The sequence below is a fragment of the Micromonospora sp. NPDC051925 genome, from assembly GCF_044548625.1.
Lineage (GTDB): Bacteria > Actinomycetota > Actinomycetes > Mycobacteriales > Micromonosporaceae > Micromonospora.
Genome location: NZ_JBIUCH010000009.1, coordinates 93,951 through 111,813, shown reverse-complemented (window position 1 = coordinate 111,813; position 17,863 = coordinate 93,951). Strand labels below are relative to the sequence as shown.

Below are 17,863 nucleotides of genomic sequence, written 5' to 3'. Positions count from 1 at the left end.
CTCACACCCCCGCCACGGGCAGGTCGACCGTGAAGGTGCTGCCCCGCCCCGGCTCGCTGGCCAGCTTCAGGGTGCCGCCGAGCAGCGACACCAACCGTCGCGCGTACGGCAGGCCGAGGCCGGTGCCGCTGCGCCGGCTGGTCCCCGGCACCTGGTAGAACTCCTCGAAGATGCGTTCGTGCAGCTCGGCGGGGATACCCGGGCCGGTGTCCGAAACGGAGATCCGGACCCGGTCGGCGGTCCGCTCGGCGCGCATCCGCACCTCGCCCCGGTCGGTGAACTTCACCGCGTTGTGCAGCAAGTTCCGCAGCACCTGGGCCAGTAGCACCTCGTCCGAGCGGAGCACGGTGCCCGGGGGCGGCTCGTCCACCAGCAGTTCCACCTCGGAGCGCAGGGTGAGCGCCCGCAGCGTCCCGCGCAGCTGCCCGAAGATCGCCCGCAGGTCGACCTCCGCCCACTCCGGCTCGATCCGGCCCGACTCCGCCTTGGTCAGGTCGAGCAGGTCGTTGACCAGCGAGAGCAGGTCGGCGGCCGAGGACCGGATCAGGTCGACCTGTCGGGCCTGCTCGGCGGTGAGCGGGTCCGACGCGGAGTCGGTCAGCAGCCGCCCGAGCCCGATGATCGCGGTCACCGGGGCCCGCAGCTCGTGGCTGACGTTGGCCAGGAACCGGCTCTTCGACTCGCTCGCCGCGCGCAACTGGGCCGACTTCTCGTCCAGCTCGGCGTAGAGGGCCACCACCCCGCGGTTGGTCTCCTCCAGTTCCTCCGAGAGCTGGGTGTAGAGCGCCATCACGCCCCGGTTGGTCTCCTCCAGCTCGGCGTTCAGCACGGCCAGTTCGTCGCGCTGGCTGCGTACCTCGTCCAGGGCCGCGATGAGCTGCCCGTTCTGGGCGGCCAACTCGTCCAACGCGCTGGCCGGTGCACTGGTGCCGAGCTCGGCACGCAGCTCGGCTAGTCGCGCCGGGGTCAGCGCCGCAGCGGCAGCCGGGACACGTCGGGACATCCTCACGACGGTATCCCCCTGCGCGTCCACCAGACCCAGGGTGTCCACCAACCGCGCCACCGTGCCGGACTGCGGCTCGTACCGGTTGTCCGGGAACGGGCGCAGCGGGGCGAGGTCGACGCTGAGGACCCGCCGGCCGTCCGGCTCCGCCACGAAGGCGAACGTGACGTCCGCACCGTCCACGGTCCGCAGCAGGTCACGGGCCACCTCGCTGAGCGCGGTGGCGAACCGGACCTGGTCCTGGTGCTCCAGCCCGACCGCCGCCGCGACCTCCCGGCCCCGCTGGCGTACGCCGAAGATGTCCTGTTCCACCCGCAACGCCATCCGCAGGAGTGGCTCGCGGGTGGTCATGACGGAGTTCTCGCGACCAGCACGCAGGCGTCGTCCCGGCGGATCCCGGCGTCGCGCAGCAGGGTCGCCGCGACGACCACCGGCGCCCGCCCGGTCAGCCCGGGATAGTCGTCGGACCGCCACCGGTCCACCACGCCGTCGCTCTGCATCACCAGGGTCGCGCCGGCCGGGAACGGGTAGTCGTACTCGCGTACCGTCGGGCGCTGGTGGCCGGCGATGCCGGGCAGCGACACCAGCCCCCGCCGGGTGCCGTCCGGGCCCAGCACGGTCCCGGCGATGTTGCCCAGGCCGGCGTAGCGCAGCAGGCCCGCCGCCGGGTCCAGCTCGGCCACCGCCAACGCCGCGCCCCGGGTGTGGGACATCGAACGGTGCAGGTGCTGCACCACTGTGGCGGGTGGCCCGGCCGGCGCGGTGCGGAAGGCGGCGACGTTGGCCAACGGCCCGTGCCCCAGACCGTCGCAGACCAGCACCTGGTGCCGCTCCTGCACGGTACGCATGCTGTGGCTGTCCCCGCTGACCTGCTCACCGGTGATCGGCCGGGTCAGCCCCGCCGCCCAGGTCGGGGTCGCCACCACGTTCTTCGCCCACACCTGCACCGCGAAGACGGTGCCGCGTCCCGGCCGGGACCAGGCGTCGTACCAGCTGGCCTGCCGGGTGATGGCGCCGAGCCCGATGCCCAGGGTGCCGGTGGTGGAGTGGCCGTCCCGGGAGGAGACGGTCAGGTCGGCCATGCCGGGGCCGGAGTCGATCGCGATCAGCTCCACCCCGGCGGCGTCGTCGGTACTCACCGGCCGCAGCAGCAGGACGCCCTCCTGGGCGTGCTTGACCAGGTTGCTGGTCAGCTCGGCGGCGACGATGGCCAGTTCGGCCACCCGGTTGTCGCCCAGGCCGAGCTGGCCGCCGAGGCGTTCCGCCGCCCGCCGGACGGCGCTGGCGGCGCTACCGCTCTCCACCCGGTACCAGTGGCCCGCGTCCGGGACCACCTCGTAACTCATCGAGACCACTTGGTGACGGTGATCCGGGTGCCCGTGTCGGCGGCGGTCTGGATGTCGAAGTCGTCGACCAGCCGGCGGGAGCCGCTGAGGCCGAGGCCGAGACCACCGCCGGTGGTGTAGCCGTCGGTGAGGGCGAGGTTCAGGTCGGCGATGCCCGGCCCGGAGTCGGCGAAGACGATCCGCACCCCGCGTCGCCGGCCGTCCTCGACGACGGTCACCTCGGCGCTGCCGCCCCCGCCGTAGATGAGGGTGTTCCGGGCCAGCTCGCTCGCGGCGGTGACCAGCTTCGTCTGGTCGACGAGGGAGAGCTTGACCGCCACCGCCACCGTACGCACCAGCTGGCGGACCCGGACGACGTCCTCGTCGCTTGCGATCGCCTGGGTCTTCGGGCCCAGGTCGACTCCCGCGGTCATGGCGAGGTCGCCGCCGTCCCGGACTCCGCGTCCTCGGGCTCGTCGTCGTACCCGAGGTCATCGTCACGGGTCGCCGCGATCAACTCCATGCCCCGCTCCACGTTCAGCGCGGTACGGATGCCGTTGAGCGACAGGCCCAGCTCGACGAGGGTGATGGCGACCGCGGGACGCATCCCGACGACCACCGTCTCGGCGTCGAGCACCTTGGAGATCGAGGCGATGGTGGAGAGCATCCGGCCGACGAACGAGTCGACGATGTCCAGCGCGGTGATGTCGATGATGACGCCGTGGCAGCCGGTCGCCACGATCCGCTCGGCCAGGTCCTCCTGGAGGGTGACCGCCGTCTGGTCGGACATGTCGATCTGGATGGAGACCAGCAGGATGTCGCCGATCTTCAGGATCGGCACCCGTTCCATCACGCCTCCCGACGCGGGTGCCGGCGGGACGACTCGACGCCGGTGAGCCGCAGCACGTGCCGCAGGGCGTCGGCCAGGCTCGCCTTGGTCGCGATGTCGCCGAACTCGATGCCGAGCGCGACGATGGTCTGGGCGATCTGCGGGCGGATGCCGGAGATGATGCAGTCGGCGCCCATCAGCCGGGCGGCCACCACCGTCTTGAGGATGTGCTGGGCGACCTGGGTGTCGACCGCCGGCACGCCGGTGATGTCGATGATGGCGTACGGCGAGCCGGTGTCGACCAGGGTCTGGAGCAGCCGCTCCATCACCACCTGGGCACGGGCCGAGTCGAGGGTGCCGACCAGCGGAACGGCGACCACGCCGTCCCAGATCTTCACCACCGGTGTGGAGAGTTCGAGCAGTTGCTCGGCCTGGTCGGCGATCAGTCCCTCGCGGGTCTGCACGTAGGTCTCGAAGGTGAGCAGCCCCATCCGGTCGACCAGGCCGGTGAAGTCGACGACGTCCCGCAGCGTCAGCTCGACGCCCTCGGTCTCCGCCAGCTCGACCAGGACGTCCTTGAGGGCGTAGACGCTGATCGCGGTCTCGGTGGCGGTGAAGCTCTGCCGGGCCCGGCTGCGGGACAGGTCGGCGAGCACCGCCCGCAGCTCACCCGCCCCGGGTGACTGGAGGTCGGCCAGACCGCTGCCGCCCGCGTTGATCATGCTAGCGTGCAGCTCCTGCACCTGGAGGCGTAGCTCGGCCTGGCTGAGCCGACCGCGCAGCGAGGCGGCGACGATCTCGGTCCACCGCTGCACGACCCGCTCGCCGTGCTCGGTCAGCAGCCCGACGAGACGGTCGCCTGCGTCTGCGGTCAACGCCATGGTTACCTCCTGTGAGCTGGGCCGGCCGGACTCTATCACCGGAGGCAGACCCGGTAGTTGCCACGAGGCAAGGGAATGATCGGGCCCACTGGAACCCGCTCCCGTTCTGCGTGTCCCCCCGATCGTGGGATACCGTTCCACCGATAACAGGAGGTCCGAATGTCCTTGACGGTGCACACGGAACAGCGCGGCGACGTCGTCGTCGTGTCGGTCGCGGGCGAACTCGACATGGCGACCGCACCGCAGCTTCAGGACCAGATCACCGACCTGCTCGACAAGGGTCGCAGCCGGCTGGTGTTCGACCTGGCGGAGGTGTCGTTCTGCGACTCGACCGGGTTGTCGGTCTTCGTCCGGGCGAAGAACAGCTGCGACGAGGCCGGCGGCGTGGTCCGGCTGGCCGCCCCGCAACGCGGCGTGCTGCGCATCCTCGAGGTCAGCGGCCTGGTCGAGGTGCTGCACACCTACCCGACGGTCGAGCAGGCCGTCGCCGGTGACCCCACGCCGGCCTCGTCCTGACCGGTTCACTCAGCGCTCGTCCTCGATGAACCGGGGGCGGGCGATGACCATGCCCGCGGTCGTCTGCACCGCGAGCGCGGCGAGCAGGAAGCCCATCGGCGCCGTCCATCCGCCGGTCGCCTCGTAGAGCACCCCGACGAGCAGCGGCCCGAGCGCAGCGATGACATAGCCGGTGCTCTGCGCGAAGGCGGAGAGCGCCACCGTCCCGTCGGCGGTGCGGGCCCGCAGGCCGATGGTGGTCAGGATCAGCGGGAACGCGCCCTGGCCGAAGGCGAGCAGCAGGATCCAGAGCACCGCCCCGTCGCGCGGCGCGAGCGCCAGCCCCAGGTAGGCCGCGGCGGAGAAGCCGGTCAGCCCGAACACCAACGGGCGCAGCGTGCGGAGCCGGCCGGCCAGCGTCGGCATCAGCAGGGCCACCGGCACCCCGAGCGCGGTGACCCCGGCGAGCAGCAGCCCGGCGGTCTCCGGGTGGAAGCCGGCGTCCCGGAAGAGCTGGGCCAGCCAGCCCATGACCGCGTACCCGCTGAGTGACTGCGCGCCGAAGTAGACCGCCATCGCCCAGCCGAGCCGGGTGCGCGCCGGCCGCACCCGGGAGCGGGCGGCCGGGGCCGCCGTCGGGTGCACGGCCCGTCGGGCGGCGCGGGCCCGCAGCGCCAACGGCACCCACGGGAGTACGGCCACCGCCGCCAACGCCGCCCACACCCCGAGCCCGGCCCGCCAGGAGCCGAACGCGTGCGCCACCGGCACGGCGGAGGCGGCGGCCACCGTCGTACCCACCGTCAGGGCCATCGTGTACGCCCCGGTGACCAGCCCGGTGCGGTGCGGGAAGTGCTGTTTGACAAGCATCGGCAGCAGGATGTTCGCCACCGCGATGCCGGCCAGGGCGAGCGCGCTGGTGAGCACGAAGATCGCCGCCGAGTCGGTGAGCACCCGGAGCAGCTGACCGACGGTGAGGGCGAGCATCGCCACCACCAGCACCCGGGCCGCCGGCCAGCGACGGATCAGCCACGGGGTGAGCGCACCGAGGCCGGCGAAGGCGATGGTGGGCAGGGTGGTGACGAACCCGGCCATCGTGCCGGAGAGGCCGAGCCCGGTGCGTACCTCGTCGAGGAGGGCCCCGAGGCTGGTCACCGCGGCCCGCAGGTTGAGCGCGACCAGCAGCATCCCGACCAGCACCAGCGCGCCACCGGCAACCGGCGGCGACGGGGCGCGGCGGCCCGACCGGTCGACCCCCGGATCGGCTGACCCCTCGGCGGCACGCGGACCGGTGGCGGTCGCGGTCGGACCGGCAGCGCTGACACTCGGACTACTGACGGCGCTCCGGCCGGTGGCGGCGCTCGGACCGACGGCCGCGCGCTGGCCGGTGGCGGCGCGTCGGCCAGGGGTGGCGGCCTCGGCGCTGGCGGTTGGCGGGGTCATGACCTCGAACCTACAATCATGGGATGAATTTTGGCAGCTGGTGTAACCGGTGACACCGTCCGTCGATTCCCCCGCCGTGCCCCCGCGCGGTCAGCGGGTCCGGCAGACCATCGAGCAGCTCCGGGGCCGGATTCTCGGTGGCGAGTGGCCGGTCGGTGGGCGTATCCCCACCGAGCCGCAGCTGGTGACGGCGCTCGGGGTGGGGCGCAACACCGTCCGCGAGGCGGTGCGGGCCCTGGTGCACGCCGGGGTGCTGGAGTGCCGGCAGGGCTCCGGCACCTACGTGGTGTCGACCGACGAGCTGGCCCCGGTGGTGGCCCGCCGACTCACCGACGACCGGCTGGCCGAGGTGGTCGAGGTCCGCCGGGCGTTCGAGGTGGAGGCGGCCCGGTTGGCCGCGCTGCGGCGTACCCCGGACGACCTGGTGGCGCTCGATGGCGCGCTCGCCGCCCGGGAGGCCGCCTGGCGGTCGGGCCGGGTCGGGGAGTTCGTGGAGGCCGACGTCGCGCTGCACACGGCGGTGGTCGCCGCCGCCCACAACGGCATGCTGGCCGAGCTTTACGCCTCGGTCGGCGCGGCCCTGCGCAGCACCGTCGCGCACGCCACGGGCGACGCCCTGGAACCCGAGCGGTACGTCGACCACGGCCGGCTGGTGACGGCGATCCGGGACGGCGATCCGGGACGGGCGGCGATCGAGGCCGGCGCTTTCCTGGAGCCACCGTCCGGGGCATAGGTTGTCCCCGACGGAGAATCGGACGGCACGGGAGTGCGGATGTTCAAGGGTTTCAAAGACTTCATCATGCGGGGCAACGTCGTCGACCTGGCGGTCGGTGTCGTCATCGGTGCCGCGTTCACGGGCGTGGTCACCCAGCTGACCAAATCGTTCCTCGAACCACTGGTCCGGGTCATCATCGTCCTGATCACCGGCAACAAGAACGGCCTCAGCGGCTCGACGCCGGAGTTCCGGGGCATCCCGTTCGACTGGGTGGCCTTCGTCAACGCGGCGATCACCTTCCTGCTCACCGCAGCGGCGCTGTACTTCCTGGTGGTCTACCCGATGAACCGGCTCGCCGAGCGGCGCAAGCGGGGCGAGGAGCCGCCGCCCTCCGCGCCGAGCGAGGAGGTCAAGCTGCTCACCGAGATCCGGGACGCGCTGCTGGCCGGTGGCCACGCCACTCCGGGGCAGCGCGGCGCGCTGGACGACGTGCTCGGCCGGCGTCCGGAGCCGCCGTCCCCGCGCTGACCGACCGGCACACATCGGCCCCTGCGGAATTCCCGCAGGGGCCGACTCCTGTCGTACAGGTGTTCGATAGAGTCCGCCCATGGAGCAGCGGAGACACTGGTGGAACGGCAAATGGGGACGACTGGCCCGGCGGGACGTGTTCCTCCGGGTCGACGCCGACCGGTGGCACGTCGAGCAGCGGGCCGGCGGCGCGGAGGGCGTCTCCCAGTTCTACGAGTACGGCAGCGCGGACGAGGCCGAGGAGACCGTCCGGGCCCTGCTGGAAGGGGTGGACGCCTGGCGGGAACTGTCCCCGCGTCCGCCCAGCGCCTGGGGCCCGGCGGTTTAACGGCGGGTGAGGCAGGGAACCGCCCGGGGATGGAGCAGCAGGGCATGGCAGAACGGGCGGTCATTTCCCGGATCACCACCGGCATGCGGGTGGTCGACACCGTCGGGGTCGAGATCGGCACCGTCGACCTCGTCCAGCGGGGCGATCCGAATGCGGTGACCGTGCAGGGGTCGACCGCCGACCCGGGCGGCAGCCTGAACGAGCTGATCGAGTCGGCGGCTGTCGAGGAGCCGGACGTACCGGCCGACCTGGCTGCCCGCCTGCTGCGTACCGGCTACCTCAAGGTCTCCACCGAACTCGCCCGCACCGGCGCGGTGTACGTGCTGGCCGACCAGATCGCCACGGTCACCGACGGCCAGGTACGCCTGCACGTCCCCGTCGGCGACCTCCCCCCGGAGGAGTGACCCGCCCAGCCACCACCCCCTCCCACCCCGCACAGCGCCGGCCCGCACAGCGCTGGTCCGCGCAACGCCGGTCCGCGCAACGCCGGTCCGCGCAACGCCGGTCCGCACGACGCTGGCCCGCACAGCGCCGGTCCGCACGACGCTGGCCCGCCGGCGCCACAGCTTCGACGTGTCGGTGTTCCGTGCGGGATCTCGGCGGCTCGCACGGTCGAACGGATGCCTGGGGGCCGATACCCTGTCGCGCTCCCTGTCGAGCTGACGACGTAGACGAATCATCGGCACGGACCGCCCGGTGCATGGAGCCAACAGGAGAGACCGGTGGGAGGGCCCCAGCACTGCACAGCGGAACGGGCTACCCCGCGCGACACCGGCAAGGCCGGCCAGCACGGCACGACGAAACGGGCTACCCGAGCGCGACACAGCGGCACCGGCATGGCCAGCCAGCACGGCACGGGGGTTGCGTCCACGGGAGTGATGTACGACTTGCCCGTGATAGGCGTGTTGCGTAGTTGAGAGACGGCCACCACGGAGACGGAACGAGCAGGGGTAGCGCAGAGCACCCGGTCGGGGCGAGGGGTGGATGAGGTGGGTGAATCGTTAACGTCATCAGTTCGAAAGGACCCGTAGAGGTGTTCATGCCCCGCCGGGAAGGTCGCCACCGGAGTGGCCGGATTGTGGCGAGAGCGGACCTGCTGACCGTCCGGCCCGTCGTCGGCGTTGGTCGGCATGTCGAGGTCGCGCGTTCTTGTGTGGACCGATGTCCGTGGTCGTCGGGGAGCATGTCCGTGGTCGTCGGGGAGCAGTACGTGCCGGCCCTACGGCTGCGGTCGCTGGCGGTCGACGTGACCGCCAGCGCCCCGTGACCTGCCCGACCTGACCGTCAGCGCCCCGTGACCTGCCCAACCTGACCGCCGACAGCCGAGGCACCCTCAGGATCTGGCGATCCCACCGGGCCCCTCACCCCCGTCAGGCCCGCTACCGCGTCCGGGCCCGCCGGCACGGTCGTCTCCGTCGTTGCGGGGATGGGGACGACGGTCGGGGGTGCCGCCCGGCGGCGGAAGAGCAGCAGCATCAGCCAGCCGGCCAGCAGCCCCCAGAATGCCCCACCCACGCCGAGCAGGCTCACTCCCGAGGCGGTGACCACGAAGGTGACCACGGCGGCCTCCCGGCTCTGCGAATCGGCGACCACCGAGGAGCCCGCCGAAGAGCCCGAGGAGCCCGCTGAAGAGGACGCCGAAGAGGGGGTTGAAGAGAGTGCCGAGGAGAGTGCGCCGGCCAACGCGCCGAGCAGCGCGAGCCCGGCGACCGCCTCGATGAGCACCGGCGGGGAGAGCAGCACCAACGTGGTCGCCGCGCCCGCGCCGAGCCCGAGCAGCACCATGCCGACGCCGGCGGTCACCGAGGCGAGCCAGCGCCGCTCCGGGTCGGGGTGGGCGTCCGGGCCGGCGGCCAGGGCAGCGGTGATCGCGGCGAGGTTGACCGCGTGCCCGCCGGTGGCGGCACCGAGCGCACTGGCCAGCCCGGTGGCGCGCAGCGCGGGGGCGAGCGGCGGCCGGTAGCCGTAGCCGCGCAGCACCGCCGTGCCGGGCACGTTCTGGGCGGCCATGGTGACCAGGAACAGCGGCAACGCCAGGCCGACCATGGCGGGCAGGGTGAACGCGGGCACGGTCGGCGACACCACCGGCCGCAGGTCGCCGACACCGATGCTCGCGCCCGACGTGGTCAGCGCGATCGCCAGCGCCGCCACCAGCAGCGCGGCCGGTACCGCCCAGCGGCGGGCGAACCGGTGCAGCACCAGCCAGGTGACGATCACCGGCGCGGCCAACGCCGGCACCTCGACCAGTGCGCGTACCGGGGCGGTGCACAACGGCAGCAACACCCCGGCCAGCATCGCCGCCGCCACCGGGGCGGGGATGGCGGCCACCGCCCGGCCCAGCGCGGGGAAGAGGCCAGCGGCGACGATGAGCAGCCCGCACAGCACGAACGCCCCCACCGCGGCGGGCCAACCGCCGGGGACCGGCCCGGTGGCGGCCAGGAGCGCCGCGCCCGGCGTGGACCAGGCGATCGCGATCGGCATCCGGTGCCGCCACCCGAGCCATACCGCGCAGATCCCGGCGGCGACGCTCACCGTGAGCAGCCCGGAGGCGGCCTGCGCCTCGCTCGCCCCCACCGCCCGCAGCCCGGCGAGCACCACGGTGAACGAACTGGCGAAGCCGACCACGGCGGTCACCACGCCGGCCAGCACCGGTTGCAGACGATCCCCCACCGCTTCCTCCCCCGACCCGGGCCTTATGCACACCACCGCCGACCACCGTTCCGTAAACGGAACGGTGCCGTGTAGCACCATAGTGGCATGACCCGGCCCCGCCCAGCCCGCCGGCCACCGCTCGACGCCGACACCGAGGCGGTCGGCCACCGGCTCCGCGCCCTGCGTGTCGAGCGCGGGGTCTCCCTCTCCGCGCTGGCCCGTACCGCCGGGGTCGGGAAGGCCACCCTCTCCGCCCTGGAGAACGGCACCCGCAACCCCACCCTGGAGACGCTCTACGCGATCACCGCCCAGCTCGGCGTACCGCTGGCGGCCGTGCTCGCCGGGCCCGCCGCCGCCCCGACCGTGCGGGGCGCCACGGTCGTCGCCACCCTGCTGGAGTCGTTCACCGACGCCGACGCCAGCTACGAGCTGTACCGGCTACGGGTCCGCCCCGGCGGGGAGCAGGTCTCCCCCGCCCACCAGCCCGGGGTCACCGAACACGTCACGGTCTTCGCCGGGGTGCTGCGCGCCGGCCCGGTCGACGCCCCGCTGACCGCCGCCGCCGGTGGCCACCTGCGCTGGACCTCCGACGTGCCGCACGGCTACGCCGCCCTCGGCGACGAGGAGGTCGCCGCCAGCCTGCTGCTGCGCTACCCCCGTAACTGACCCGCGCCGGGCACCCGGTGCTGCACGGCCCAGAGCGCCGCCTCGGTACGCGACGCCGCGCCGATCTTGCGCAGCAGGTTCGACACGTGCACGGTCACCGTCCGGACCGAGATGCCGAGTGCCCGCGCGGCCTGCTTGTTGGACATCCCGGCGACCAGGCAGCCGAGCACCTCCACCTCCCGGCCGGTCAGCTCGGCGTCGGGCGGAGCGGCGACCCGGGGCGCCGGCGTCCGCAGGTGCTCCGGCAGCGGCTCCCCGACCAGCGCCTCCAGCCCGCGCCCCCCGTGCACGGCCAGCAGTTCGGTGAGGGCGTACGGGTTGCCGCCGGTACGTTGCCAGACGGCGGCGCACACCCGCCCCGGTGGCGGGCTGTCGCCGTACACCTGGGTGAGGATCTCGGACACCTCGGCGACGCCGAGCGGACCGAGGTGCTGGCGCACCGCGCCGCGTACCCCGCACAGGCGGGCCAGGGCGCGGCGGGTGAGCTCCGGTGCGACCGCGTCGGCCGGCGGCCGGCTCGCCACCACCAGCAGGGCCGGCAGTTGCGGCGCGGTGGCCAGCTCGACGACCAGGTTGAGGCTGGCCGGGTCGAGGTCGTGCAGGTCCTCCACCACCAGCACGGCCGGGCCGGCACCCACCAGCAACCGGACGGTCCGCACGGCGAGCCGGAGCAGGGTGCCGGGGGCGTACCGCTCGCGCGGCGCGGTCGGTTGCTGGGCCAGCCAGGCCAACGCGTCCGGCGGCAGGTCGAGCGCGCTGACGTCACGGACGCTGAGCACCGCCGCCAGCCAGTCGTAGGGGGCCGGATCGTGCACCCGCGCCGTGCCGGCGAGGACCGCCGCCGGACGGGGGTCGAGGCCCTCGACGGCCGCTGCGACCAGCAGGCTCTTGCCCACCCCGGCGGCTCCGGTGATCACCGTGACGGCGGGTGACGGGCGATCGTTCCCGGCCACGGTGGACCACGCCCGGTCGAGCTCCGCCAGCTCTCCGAGGCGACCCACCATCGACACCGGGATCATTTCTCCCACCCTACGTACTAGTGCGTAGAGACGGAGGGAGGGTGTATCCGGCAAGCTTGTCGTATGACGCTGATCCTCCGCTCGGCCATCCTCAACGACGTCGGCCTGGTTCGCACCAACAACGAGGACTCAGCCCTCGCCGGTGAACGCCTGGTCGCGGTGGCGGACGGCATGGGTGGGCTCCCCGCCGGCGAGGTGGCCAGTGAGATCGTCATCCGCATCCTGGACGAGCTGGTCCCGCCCACCGGCACCGACGAGGCCGCCGAGGCGTTGCGGGCCGTGGTCTCCACCGCCAACCGACGCATCCGCGCCGCCATCTCCGCCGACCCGGCCCGCGAAGGCATGGGTACGACGTTGACCGCCGGCCTGCTCGCCGGGGACACCCTGGTCCTCGCCCAGGTCGGCGACTCCCGCTGCTACCTGCTGCGCGACGGCGAGCTGACCCAGCTCACCCGGGACGACACCTTCGTCCAGGCGCTGGTCGACCAGGGTGCGCTCTCCCGCGACCAGGCCCGCCACCACCCGCAGCGGTCCCTGGTGACCCGGGCCGTGCAGGGCGCGGACGCGCCCCCCGCGATCGGGGTGCTGACCGTGTTCGCCGGGGACCGGGTGCTGCTGTGCAGTGACGGGCTCTCCGACTACGTCGTCGACGAGGCGATCCACGGGGCGCTCGTCACCTACCAGGACCGTCAGCACTGCGGCGAGCAGTTGGTGAAGCTGGCCCACCAGGCCGGCGCGCCGGACAACGTCACCGTGGTGGTCTCCGACGTGACCGGGAGCTGAACCCGACCAATCGGGTTGCGGCGGACCGCCGGCCGGGTTGGGATGGACAGATGCTCATCCGTCGCCTGGCCGCCGAGGAACGACTGACCACCAGCTTCCCGCTCCAGGCGTACGCCTTCGAGGCGTCCCCACCGACCAGGGACCGGGTCGAGGCGTTCCACCGCTACCTGCCGTACAACAAGGGCAACCGGACGCTGGTGGTCGAGGAGGGCGGCGAGACGCAGGCCACCGCCAGCGCCGTCCCGATGCGGCAGAACCTGCGCGGCGCGGTGCTGCCGATGGCCGGGGTGGCCGGGGTCGCCACCCACCCGCTGGCCCGCCGGCAGGGATACGTCCGTGCCCTGCTGCGACAGCTCCTCGACGAGATGCGCGACAGCGGGCATCCGGTGAGCGCGCTCTACCCGTTCCGGGCCAGCTTCTACGAGAGGTTCGGCTACGTGGGGCTGCCCCGGGCACGTACCGCCCGGTTCTCCCCGGCCGACCTGGCCCCGCTGCTGCGTATCGAGCTGCCCGGCACGGTGCGCTGGGAACGGATCGGCGTCGGGTACGCCCGCTACCGGTCGTTCACGGAACGGTGCCTGCGGGAGCGGCACGGCTTCGCGATCTTCCCCGACTTCCGGGACGTCGGCCTGCGCGACCGGGACGACCGTTGGTTGATCACTGCGACGGTCGACGGCAGCGTGCTCGGTGCGCTCACGTACCGGATCGACGACCACGGTGGCGAGCTGGTCGGGGACGACCTGCTCGTCGCCGACCCGTACGCCCGCGCCCTGCTGTTGCAGTTCCTCGCCCGGCACGTCGACCAGGTGGAGCGGATCAGCCTCCAGGTCCCCGCCGACGAGTTGCCCGAGCTGTGGCTGACCGATCTGGCCGTACACGTCGAGGCCCGGGTGGCCCGGCCCAGCTCAGCGGCGCCGATGGCCCGGCTGCTCAGCGTGGACGCCCTCGCCGGGCTGCCCGCCGGGCCGGGCCGGGTCCGGATGGAGCTGGTCGGGGATCGCTGGCTCGGCGGCACGCACCTGCTCGACGGCACCACCGGCCGGTTGGAGTTGACCTCCGGCGGTCCGGCACCGGAGGTGACGCTCACCGCCGCCGGGCTGTCCGCGCTGGCGTACGGGGTGCTCGACCCGGTCGAGGTGCACATCCGGGGGCTGGGCGAGGTCGGCCCGGAGGCGGCGGCCGAGCTGCGGCGGCTCTTCCCGCGCGCCCTGCCCTACCTCTTCGCCGACTTCTGACCCCACCCGACGGTGCCCGGCCACGACCAGCCCACCCTCGGGGACGCCGCCGGTCCGGGGCGGGTGGCGGTGCCCGGTCGGGCACCGCCGCCGCATCGCCGTGAGAAATCGCCTGCCGGCCTCGACCCGGTTCCGGGTCAGCCGCCGATCGGGGTACGGGCCGGACCGACGTCGACCAGGCGGAACGTGCTCCGCAGCGTCGCGTCGCCCAGCTCTTCGAGGATCAGGCCACGGCTGGGCGAGAACTGGAGGAACGCCGAGTTGTTGCTGATCGCGTACGCACCCTTGCCTGCGCTGGCGATGGTGAACTGCTGGGCCGGCTTGCGGGGGTCGCAGGCCGCACCCTCGACGGTGAGCGCCCCGCCCTTGTCCGGGGTGATCACCTCCCAGCAGGCCGGGTCGTCGTTGGCGGGGTGGCCGTCGCGCGTGCCGTACGACTTGATCAGGTACTTGCCACCACCGGTCGGCGTCGGCACGAACAGTTGACGTCCGCTGTCGTCGTCGACCTCGGCGAGCTCGTTGTCGTCCAGCGACACCCCGGACTCGGTCGACTGCACCCGGACGATGGTGACCTCCCGCTTGCCGGACAGCACCGGAGCGGGCGCGCCGGCCGCGGCCGACTTGCTCCCGGCCGGCTTCGACGGCGCTGCGGTCGAGGGCGTCGCCGGGCTGGACGGCGTCATCGAGACCGTGGGCGTCGCCGCGACCGTGGGCGTCACGGCGGCCGGCGGCGTCGCGCTGCCCGACGCGCCACTGCTGGGCGTCTCAGCGCTGTCCCCGCACGCCACCAGCGCCCCGGAGCACACCAGCATCGCCACCCCGGCAACCCACTTCACCTTGAACATGCTGCTCCTCAACCTGACCCCGCGCTCGTCCTCGGGGTGATCTCGACCGAACCCGTAACAGCGGCTGTCACGCCGCGGTACAGCCAGGACGCCGGCAGCCATCCACCGGTTTCGTCGTACCCGGGAGAATCTCGAATTCTCTGCGCACCGCACCGCACCGCACCGCACCGGTCGGTCGGTCGGTCGGTTACCCTCCCGGCGGCCGGCCGGTGGCCGACCGCCGGGGGCGGCTCAGGTGGTGGGGACAGGTCAGCTGGTGATCTCCCGCGTGGCGCGTCGGCTGGGACCTGCCACCGCGTAGCCGAGGAGTCCGGCGACGGCCAGCAGACCCGCGGTCAGGGCGGCCGGCCCGTTGCGGGACTCCTGCGACTGCCAGGTGAGGATCTGTTGCGTGGTCGATCCCGACAGCGGGATGGCCACGGCGGCCAGGGTCCAGCCCAGGGGCAGGAACCAGGACCGGGCCGCACCGACCGTGACGACCCCCAGCGCGGTCAGTCCGAGCAGGCCGGCCGCGTCGCGGGCGACCAGCCAGACCGGACCGAACCGGGCGCCGGTCGCCAGGGTGACCAGCAACAGCAGCAGTACGACGACGAAGGCCCCCAGCAGGTGCACGGCCCGTCGCGGCGGCCACCGCAGGGCGGCGGTGTGCTCCAACGCGTCGTCCGGCCCGCTGAACGTGGCGGTCAGCGTGGCGACGATCAGCAGGATGGTCAGGATCACCAGCGGCGGACCCACCTCCCTGGTGTCGGAGAAGACACTCCACAGGGTCCACGTCAGCGTGGCGCAACCGCTGGCCAGGCCCAGCGCCATCGGCACCCGCCGTGAGCGCAGGTACAACGTCAGCCACCTCATCCGGTGGGCCCGGTGAGCAGCCCGTCGAGCTTCCGGCAGGCCAGGGTGGCCTCGCGCACCGCCGCCACCCGGGCCGTCGCCTCCTTGTCGGGCAGTGCGTGCAACCCCTGCCACAGCGCGTGGACCTGCTCGTCGTCGCGTTCAGGGTCGATGACCGGCTCGCGCCCCAGCAGCCAGTACGCCACCGCCCGGGAGACCGGCCAGTCCAGGGTTTCGGAGCAGCGGTACGGATCGGCCCCGCCGGCGGTCAGCATCCGGGTGAGGAACTCCCCGTTGTCGTCCAGGTGGCCGTCGTCGCCGACCTGGATCCCGAACAGGACGGTGTCGGCAGGCTGCCGCGGCGGGACCTTCTTGTCGAGGACGTCGAGGAAGGTGGTGACGTCCTCCGCCGCGTTCGTGGGCGCGTTCGGCAGCTTCGCCAGCAGGGACAGGCCCTGCCGGGCCAGCGGGGTGACCTCGGGCAGCAGCCCGGCGTGGGCCCGTGCGACACAGACCCGGGGGGTGCCCTCGGCGCACACCAACTCCCGGGCGACCGGGTCGACGGAGGACTCGACGAAGTCGTCGCCCCGAGGGATGACCAGGCTCCCCAGCGCCGCACCGAGGACCACGGGCAGCACCGCCATGGCGGTGGCCCGCCGGCTCCCGGCCGCGAGCAACACCACGCCCGTCACGGCGAGCCCGGTCAGCCAGATGGCCTGGGCGGCGCTGGTCCGGCCGGGCACCGTGAGGAAGTCGGTGTAGAGGCCGATGCCCTCCATCGGCGAGAGGAGCGCCACCAGCCACTTCTGGCTTCTGAAGGCGATCGGGATGACCAGCAGCAGTCCGATGCCCGCCACGGCCAACGCGGGTGCGGTCACCGGCGAGGACACCAGGCGGCCGATGGCCAGGCCGAGCCAGGCCGCCGCGACCAGCGACAGTGCGCCCACCGCCAGCACGGCGAAGGTCGCCGCCGGCAGGTAGCTGGCGGTGTCGATGATCCACGGTACGGCCACCGCCGTCATCGCCAGATAGCCGAGCACCACGGCGATCCCGAGGGCGGCGAGGGTCGGTGCGACCCGCTGGACGCGCGGCCGGGCGGTGCTGGTGAACAGTTCGGCCACCTGGGAGCGCTGCTCGCGGCGGGCCTGCCAGGCCCCGGCGGCCAGCGCCAACGGCCACAGCAGGAACAGGTACTGCCGCTGGGCGGCGGCCAGCGGCATCCAGCCCGCCGCCCAGGCGAACGGCTCGAGGTAGAGGATGCCACCGCCGACCAGCAGCAACGTCAGTGCCATCCCGACGGCGACGGAGCGGCGCAGTTCGATACCCAGGATGCGGTTCACCGGTCTGCCTCCGCGCGGTGCCGGCGCAGCAGCGCCGAGTAGCCTCGTTCGGTCGGGCTGTCGCCGGCGTCGTGCTGACCGCCCTGGGCCGCCAGGTCGCCCGGGGTGCCCTGGTAGACGAGCTGCCCATTGTTGATCATGACGACATCGGTGCAGGCCACCGCGACGTCCTCGACGAGGTGGGTGGAGACCAGGACGCAGCTGTCGACGCCGAGTTCGCGCAGCAGGGTACGGAAGTCCAGCCGCTGCTCGGGGTCGAGGCCGACGGTGGGCTCGTCGAGCAGCAGCACCTGCGGATCGTTGACGATCGCCTGGGCGATCCCGGCCCGGCGCAGCATCCCGCCGGACAGCGCCTTCATCCGGGAGTCGGCCCGGTCGGTGAGGCCGACCCGGTCGATCGCCCGTTGCACCGCGCCCGGCACCGCCTTCTTGGGCATCTCCTTGAGCCACGCCAGGTACTCGACGAACTCCCGCACGGTGAAGCGTGGGTAGAACCCGAACTGCTGGGGCAGGTAGCCCAGGTTGCGCCGGACCTCACGCAGGTCGGCGCGACCGTCGACCGTCTGACCGAGCAGGCTGAGCCGTCCGCTGGCCGGCTTCACGACCGTGGCCAGCGCCCGCATCAGGGTGGTCTTGCCGGCCCCGTTCGGACCGAGCAGCCCGTGCACGCCGGTGCCGAGGGCCAGGTCGAGACCGTCGACGGCGAGCCGTTGGCCGGCACGTACGCGCAACCCTTCGGCGTGCACCGCCCAGGGGCTGGTGGTGGCGGCCGTCTCGGCCGCGCTCACCAAACGCATCATGAATCCTCCGAACAGTAGGCAGCGTCGACTGACGCCACGTCGGGTACAGGTGTCAGAAAGGTGCCGATGGTGCCGGCGTATGCCGGCGGTATCGGTCTGGGCCGGGCGGTACCGCCCTGGCCTGCGGTGTCGGCTCGCGCCGGTGGTG

The 17,863-nt window shown here is 73.1% G+C and carries 21 protein-coding genes; 9 read left to right on the top strand and 12 right to left on the bottom strand.

The genetic code is table 11. The features are described 5' to 3' along the window. Position 1: 1 nt before the first annotated feature. Genes ACIG87_RS14300 through ACIG87_RS14280 form a run of 5 tightly spaced genes read right to left on the bottom strand, consistent with a single transcriptional unit; the run spans position 2 to position 4,038 of the window. Positions 2–1,354: an ATP-binding protein gene (locus ACIG87_RS14300; RefSeq protein ID WP_396850943.1), complete on the bottom strand. Its 1,353-nt coding sequence runs from the start codon at positions 1,352–1,354 to the stop codon at positions 2–4. Next, complete coding sequence (locus ACIG87_RS14295) at positions 1,351–2,349, bottom strand: SpoIIE family protein phosphatase (protein WP_396850942.1); 999 nt, start codon at positions 2,347–2,349, stop codon at positions 1,351–1,353. The genes ACIG87_RS14300 and ACIG87_RS14295 overlap by 4 nt, the downstream gene beginning before the upstream one ends. After that, positions 2,346–2,762 carry an ATP-binding protein gene (locus ACIG87_RS14290; RefSeq protein WP_396850941.1) on the bottom strand — a complete coding sequence of 139 codons (417 nt, stop codon included), beginning with the start codon at positions 2,760–2,762 and terminating at the stop codon, positions 2,346–2,348. The genes ACIG87_RS14295 and ACIG87_RS14290 overlap by 4 nt, the downstream gene beginning before the upstream one ends. After that, positions 2,759–3,178 (bottom strand): STAS domain-containing protein, encoded by a 420-nt coding sequence (locus ACIG87_RS14285; protein ID WP_396850940.1) that lies wholly within the window; start codon positions 3,176–3,178, stop codon positions 2,759–2,761. The genes ACIG87_RS14290 and ACIG87_RS14285 overlap by 4 nt, the downstream gene beginning before the upstream one ends. Next, complete coding sequence (locus ACIG87_RS14280) at positions 3,178–4,038, bottom strand: STAS domain-containing protein (RefSeq protein WP_396850939.1); 861 nt, start codon at positions 4,036–4,038, stop codon at positions 3,178–3,180. Before ACIG87_RS14280 ends, ACIG87_RS14285 begins: the two co-directional genes overlap by 1 nt. Positions 4,039–4,197: 159 nt before the next feature. Here ACIG87_RS14280 and ACIG87_RS14275 point away from each other — a divergent pair, with 159 nt between their 5' ends. Beyond that, positions 4,198–4,554 (top strand): STAS domain-containing protein, encoded by a 357-nt coding sequence (locus tag ACIG87_RS14275; RefSeq protein WP_088642031.1) that lies wholly within the window; start codon positions 4,198–4,200, stop codon positions 4,552–4,554. Between the two features lie 9 nt (positions 4,555–4,563). On the opposite strand, the gene ACIG87_RS14270 is transcribed toward ACIG87_RS14275, so the two are convergent. Next, entirely contained in the window at positions 4,564–5,973 is a 1,410-nt protein-coding gene (locus ACIG87_RS14270) for an MFS transporter (RefSeq protein ID WP_396850938.1), read from the bottom strand. Between the two features lie 49 nt (positions 5,974–6,022). On the opposite strand from ACIG87_RS14270, the gene ACIG87_RS14265 reads away from it, so the two are divergent. From ACIG87_RS14265 to ACIG87_RS14250, 4 genes are all read left to right on the top strand, one after another. After that, complete coding sequence (locus tag ACIG87_RS14265) at positions 6,023–6,706, top strand: FadR/GntR family transcriptional regulator (protein WP_396850937.1); 684 nt, start codon at positions 6,023–6,025, stop codon at positions 6,704–6,706. A 39-nt stretch (positions 6,707–6,745) separates the two neighbouring features. After that, positions 6,746–7,216, top strand: a complete 471-nt coding sequence (mscL, locus tag ACIG87_RS14260; protein WP_396850936.1) for a large conductance mechanosensitive channel protein MscL — start codon at positions 6,746–6,748, stop codon at positions 7,214–7,216. Between the two features lie 79 nt (positions 7,217–7,295). Beyond that, a complete protein-coding gene (locus ACIG87_RS14255) occupies positions 7,296–7,544 on the top strand; it encodes a hypothetical protein (RefSeq protein WP_396850935.1) in 249 nt (82 codons plus the stop codon). A 44-nt stretch (positions 7,545–7,588) separates the two neighbouring features. Then, positions 7,589–7,948, top strand: a complete 360-nt coding sequence (locus ACIG87_RS14250) for a hypothetical protein (RefSeq protein ID WP_396850934.1) — start codon at positions 7,589–7,591, stop codon at positions 7,946–7,948. A gap of 880 nt (positions 7,949–8,828) precedes the next feature. Here the strand turns inward: ACIG87_RS14250 and ACIG87_RS14245 are convergent. Further along, positions 8,829–10,214, bottom strand: a complete 1,386-nt coding sequence (locus tag ACIG87_RS14245) for a benzoate/H(+) symporter BenE family transporter (RefSeq protein ID WP_396850933.1) — start codon at positions 10,212–10,214, stop codon at positions 8,829–8,831. An 87-nt stretch (positions 10,215–10,301) separates the two neighbouring features. Between ACIG87_RS14245 and ACIG87_RS14240 the strand changes: the two genes are divergently transcribed. Then, entirely contained in the window at positions 10,302–10,862 is a 561-nt protein-coding gene (locus tag ACIG87_RS14240) for a helix-turn-helix domain-containing protein (RefSeq protein ID WP_396850932.1), read from the top strand. Here ACIG87_RS14240 and ACIG87_RS14235 read toward each other — a convergent pair. Beyond that, entirely contained in the window at positions 10,847–11,881 is a 1,035-nt protein-coding gene (locus ACIG87_RS14235) for a LuxR C-terminal-related transcriptional regulator (protein ID WP_396850931.1), read from the bottom strand. The two genes, ACIG87_RS14240 and ACIG87_RS14235, sit on opposite strands and share 16 nt — an antisense overlap. Positions 11,882–11,944: 63 nt before the next feature. Here ACIG87_RS14235 and ACIG87_RS14230 point away from each other — a divergent pair, with 63 nt between their 5' ends. Together ACIG87_RS14230 and eis are read left to right on the top strand one after the other, a co-directional pair. After that, positions 11,945–12,664 (top strand): PP2C family protein-serine/threonine phosphatase, encoded by a 720-nt coding sequence (locus ACIG87_RS14230; RefSeq protein WP_396850930.1) that lies wholly within the window; start codon positions 11,945–11,947, stop codon positions 12,662–12,664. 50 nt (positions 12,665–12,714) lie between these two features. Then, positions 12,715–13,899 carry an enhanced intracellular survival protein Eis gene (eis, locus tag ACIG87_RS14225; RefSeq protein ID WP_396850929.1) on the top strand — a complete coding sequence of 395 codons (1,185 nt, stop codon included), beginning with the start codon at positions 12,715–12,717 and terminating at the stop codon, positions 13,897–13,899. Positions 13,900–14,036: 137 nt separating this feature from the next. Here eis and ACIG87_RS14220 read toward each other — a convergent pair whose 3' ends face one another. Continuing rightward, positions 14,037–14,456, bottom strand: a complete 420-nt coding sequence (locus ACIG87_RS14220) for a hypothetical protein (RefSeq protein WP_396850928.1) — start codon at positions 14,454–14,456, stop codon at positions 14,037–14,039. Between the two features lie 7 nt (positions 14,457–14,463). Between ACIG87_RS14220 and ACIG87_RS14215 the strand changes: the two genes are divergently transcribed. Continuing rightward, positions 14,464–14,784, top strand: a complete 321-nt coding sequence (locus ACIG87_RS14215; RefSeq protein WP_396850927.1) for a hypothetical protein — start codon at positions 14,464–14,466, stop codon at positions 14,782–14,784. 209 nt (positions 14,785–14,993) lie between these two features. Here the strand turns inward: ACIG87_RS14215 and ACIG87_RS14210 are convergent, their stop codons facing one another. From ACIG87_RS14210 to ACIG87_RS14200, 3 genes are read right to left on the bottom strand one after another with little or no spacing between them, the layout of a single operon-like run. Further along, entirely contained in the window at positions 14,994–15,581 is a 588-nt protein-coding gene (locus ACIG87_RS14210; RefSeq protein ID WP_396850926.1) for a hypothetical protein, read from the bottom strand. 11 nt (positions 15,582–15,592) lie between these two features. Beyond that, positions 15,593–16,915, bottom strand: a complete 1,323-nt coding sequence (locus ACIG87_RS14205; protein WP_396850925.1) for a hypothetical protein — start codon at positions 16,913–16,915, stop codon at positions 15,593–15,595. After that, complete coding sequence (locus tag ACIG87_RS14200) at positions 16,912–17,712, bottom strand: ABC transporter ATP-binding protein (RefSeq protein WP_396850924.1); 801 nt, start codon at positions 17,710–17,712, stop codon at positions 16,912–16,914. Before ACIG87_RS14200 ends, ACIG87_RS14205 begins: the two co-directional genes overlap by 4 nt. Positions 17,713–17,863: the final 151 nt, after the last annotated feature.

Coding starts and splice junctions, on each gene's coding strand:
- ACIG87_RS14300 (WP_396850943.1), bottom strand. CDS start 1,354: ATGACCACCCGCGAGCCACTCCTGCGGATGGCGTTGCGGGTGGAACAG.
- ACIG87_RS14295 (WP_396850942.1), bottom strand. CDS start 2,349: ATGAGTTACGAGGTGGTCCCGGACGCGGGCCACTGGTACCGGGTGGAG.
- ACIG87_RS14290 (WP_396850941.1), bottom strand. CDS start 2,762: ATGACCGCGGGAGTCGACCTGGGCCCGAAGACCCAGGCGATCGCAAGC.
- ACIG87_RS14285 (WP_396850940.1), bottom strand. CDS start 3,178: ATGGAACGGGTGCCGATCCTGAAGATCGGCGACATCCTGCTGGTCTCC.
- ACIG87_RS14280 (WP_396850939.1), bottom strand. CDS start 4,038: ATGGCGTTGACCGCAGACGCAGGCGACCGTCTCGTCGGGCTGCTGACC.
- ACIG87_RS14275 (WP_088642031.1), top strand. CDS start 4,198: ATGTCCTTGACGGTGCACACGGAACAGCGCGGCGACGTCGTCGTCGTG.
- ACIG87_RS14270 (WP_396850938.1), bottom strand. CDS start 5,973: ATGACCCCGCCAACCGCCAGCGCCGAGGCCGCCACCCCTGGCCGACGC.
- mscL (WP_396850936.1), top strand. CDS start 6,746: ATGTTCAAGGGTTTCAAAGACTTCATCATGCGGGGCAACGTCGTCGAC.
- ACIG87_RS14255 (WP_396850935.1), top strand. CDS start 7,296: ATGGAGCAGCGGAGACACTGGTGGAACGGCAAATGGGGACGACTGGCC.
- ACIG87_RS14250 (WP_396850934.1), top strand. CDS start 7,589: ATGGCAGAACGGGCGGTCATTTCCCGGATCACCACCGGCATGCGGGTG.
- ACIG87_RS14240 (WP_396850932.1), top strand. CDS start 10,302: ATGACCCGGCCCCGCCCAGCCCGCCGGCCACCGCTCGACGCCGACACC.
- ACIG87_RS14235 (WP_396850931.1), bottom strand. CDS start 11,881: ATGATCCCGGTGTCGATGGTGGGTCGCCTCGGAGAGCTGGCGGAGCTC.
- ACIG87_RS14230 (WP_396850930.1), top strand. CDS start 11,945: ATGACGCTGATCCTCCGCTCGGCCATCCTCAACGACGTCGGCCTGGTT.
- eis (WP_396850929.1), top strand. CDS start 12,715: ATGCTCATCCGTCGCCTGGCCGCCGAGGAACGACTGACCACCAGCTTC.
- ACIG87_RS14215 (WP_396850927.1), top strand. CDS start 14,464: ATGGTGACCTCCCGCTTGCCGGACAGCACCGGAGCGGGCGCGCCGGCC.
- ACIG87_RS14200 (WP_396850924.1), bottom strand. CDS start 17,712: ATGCGTTTGGTGAGCGCGGCCGAGACGGCCGCCACCACCAGCCCCTGG.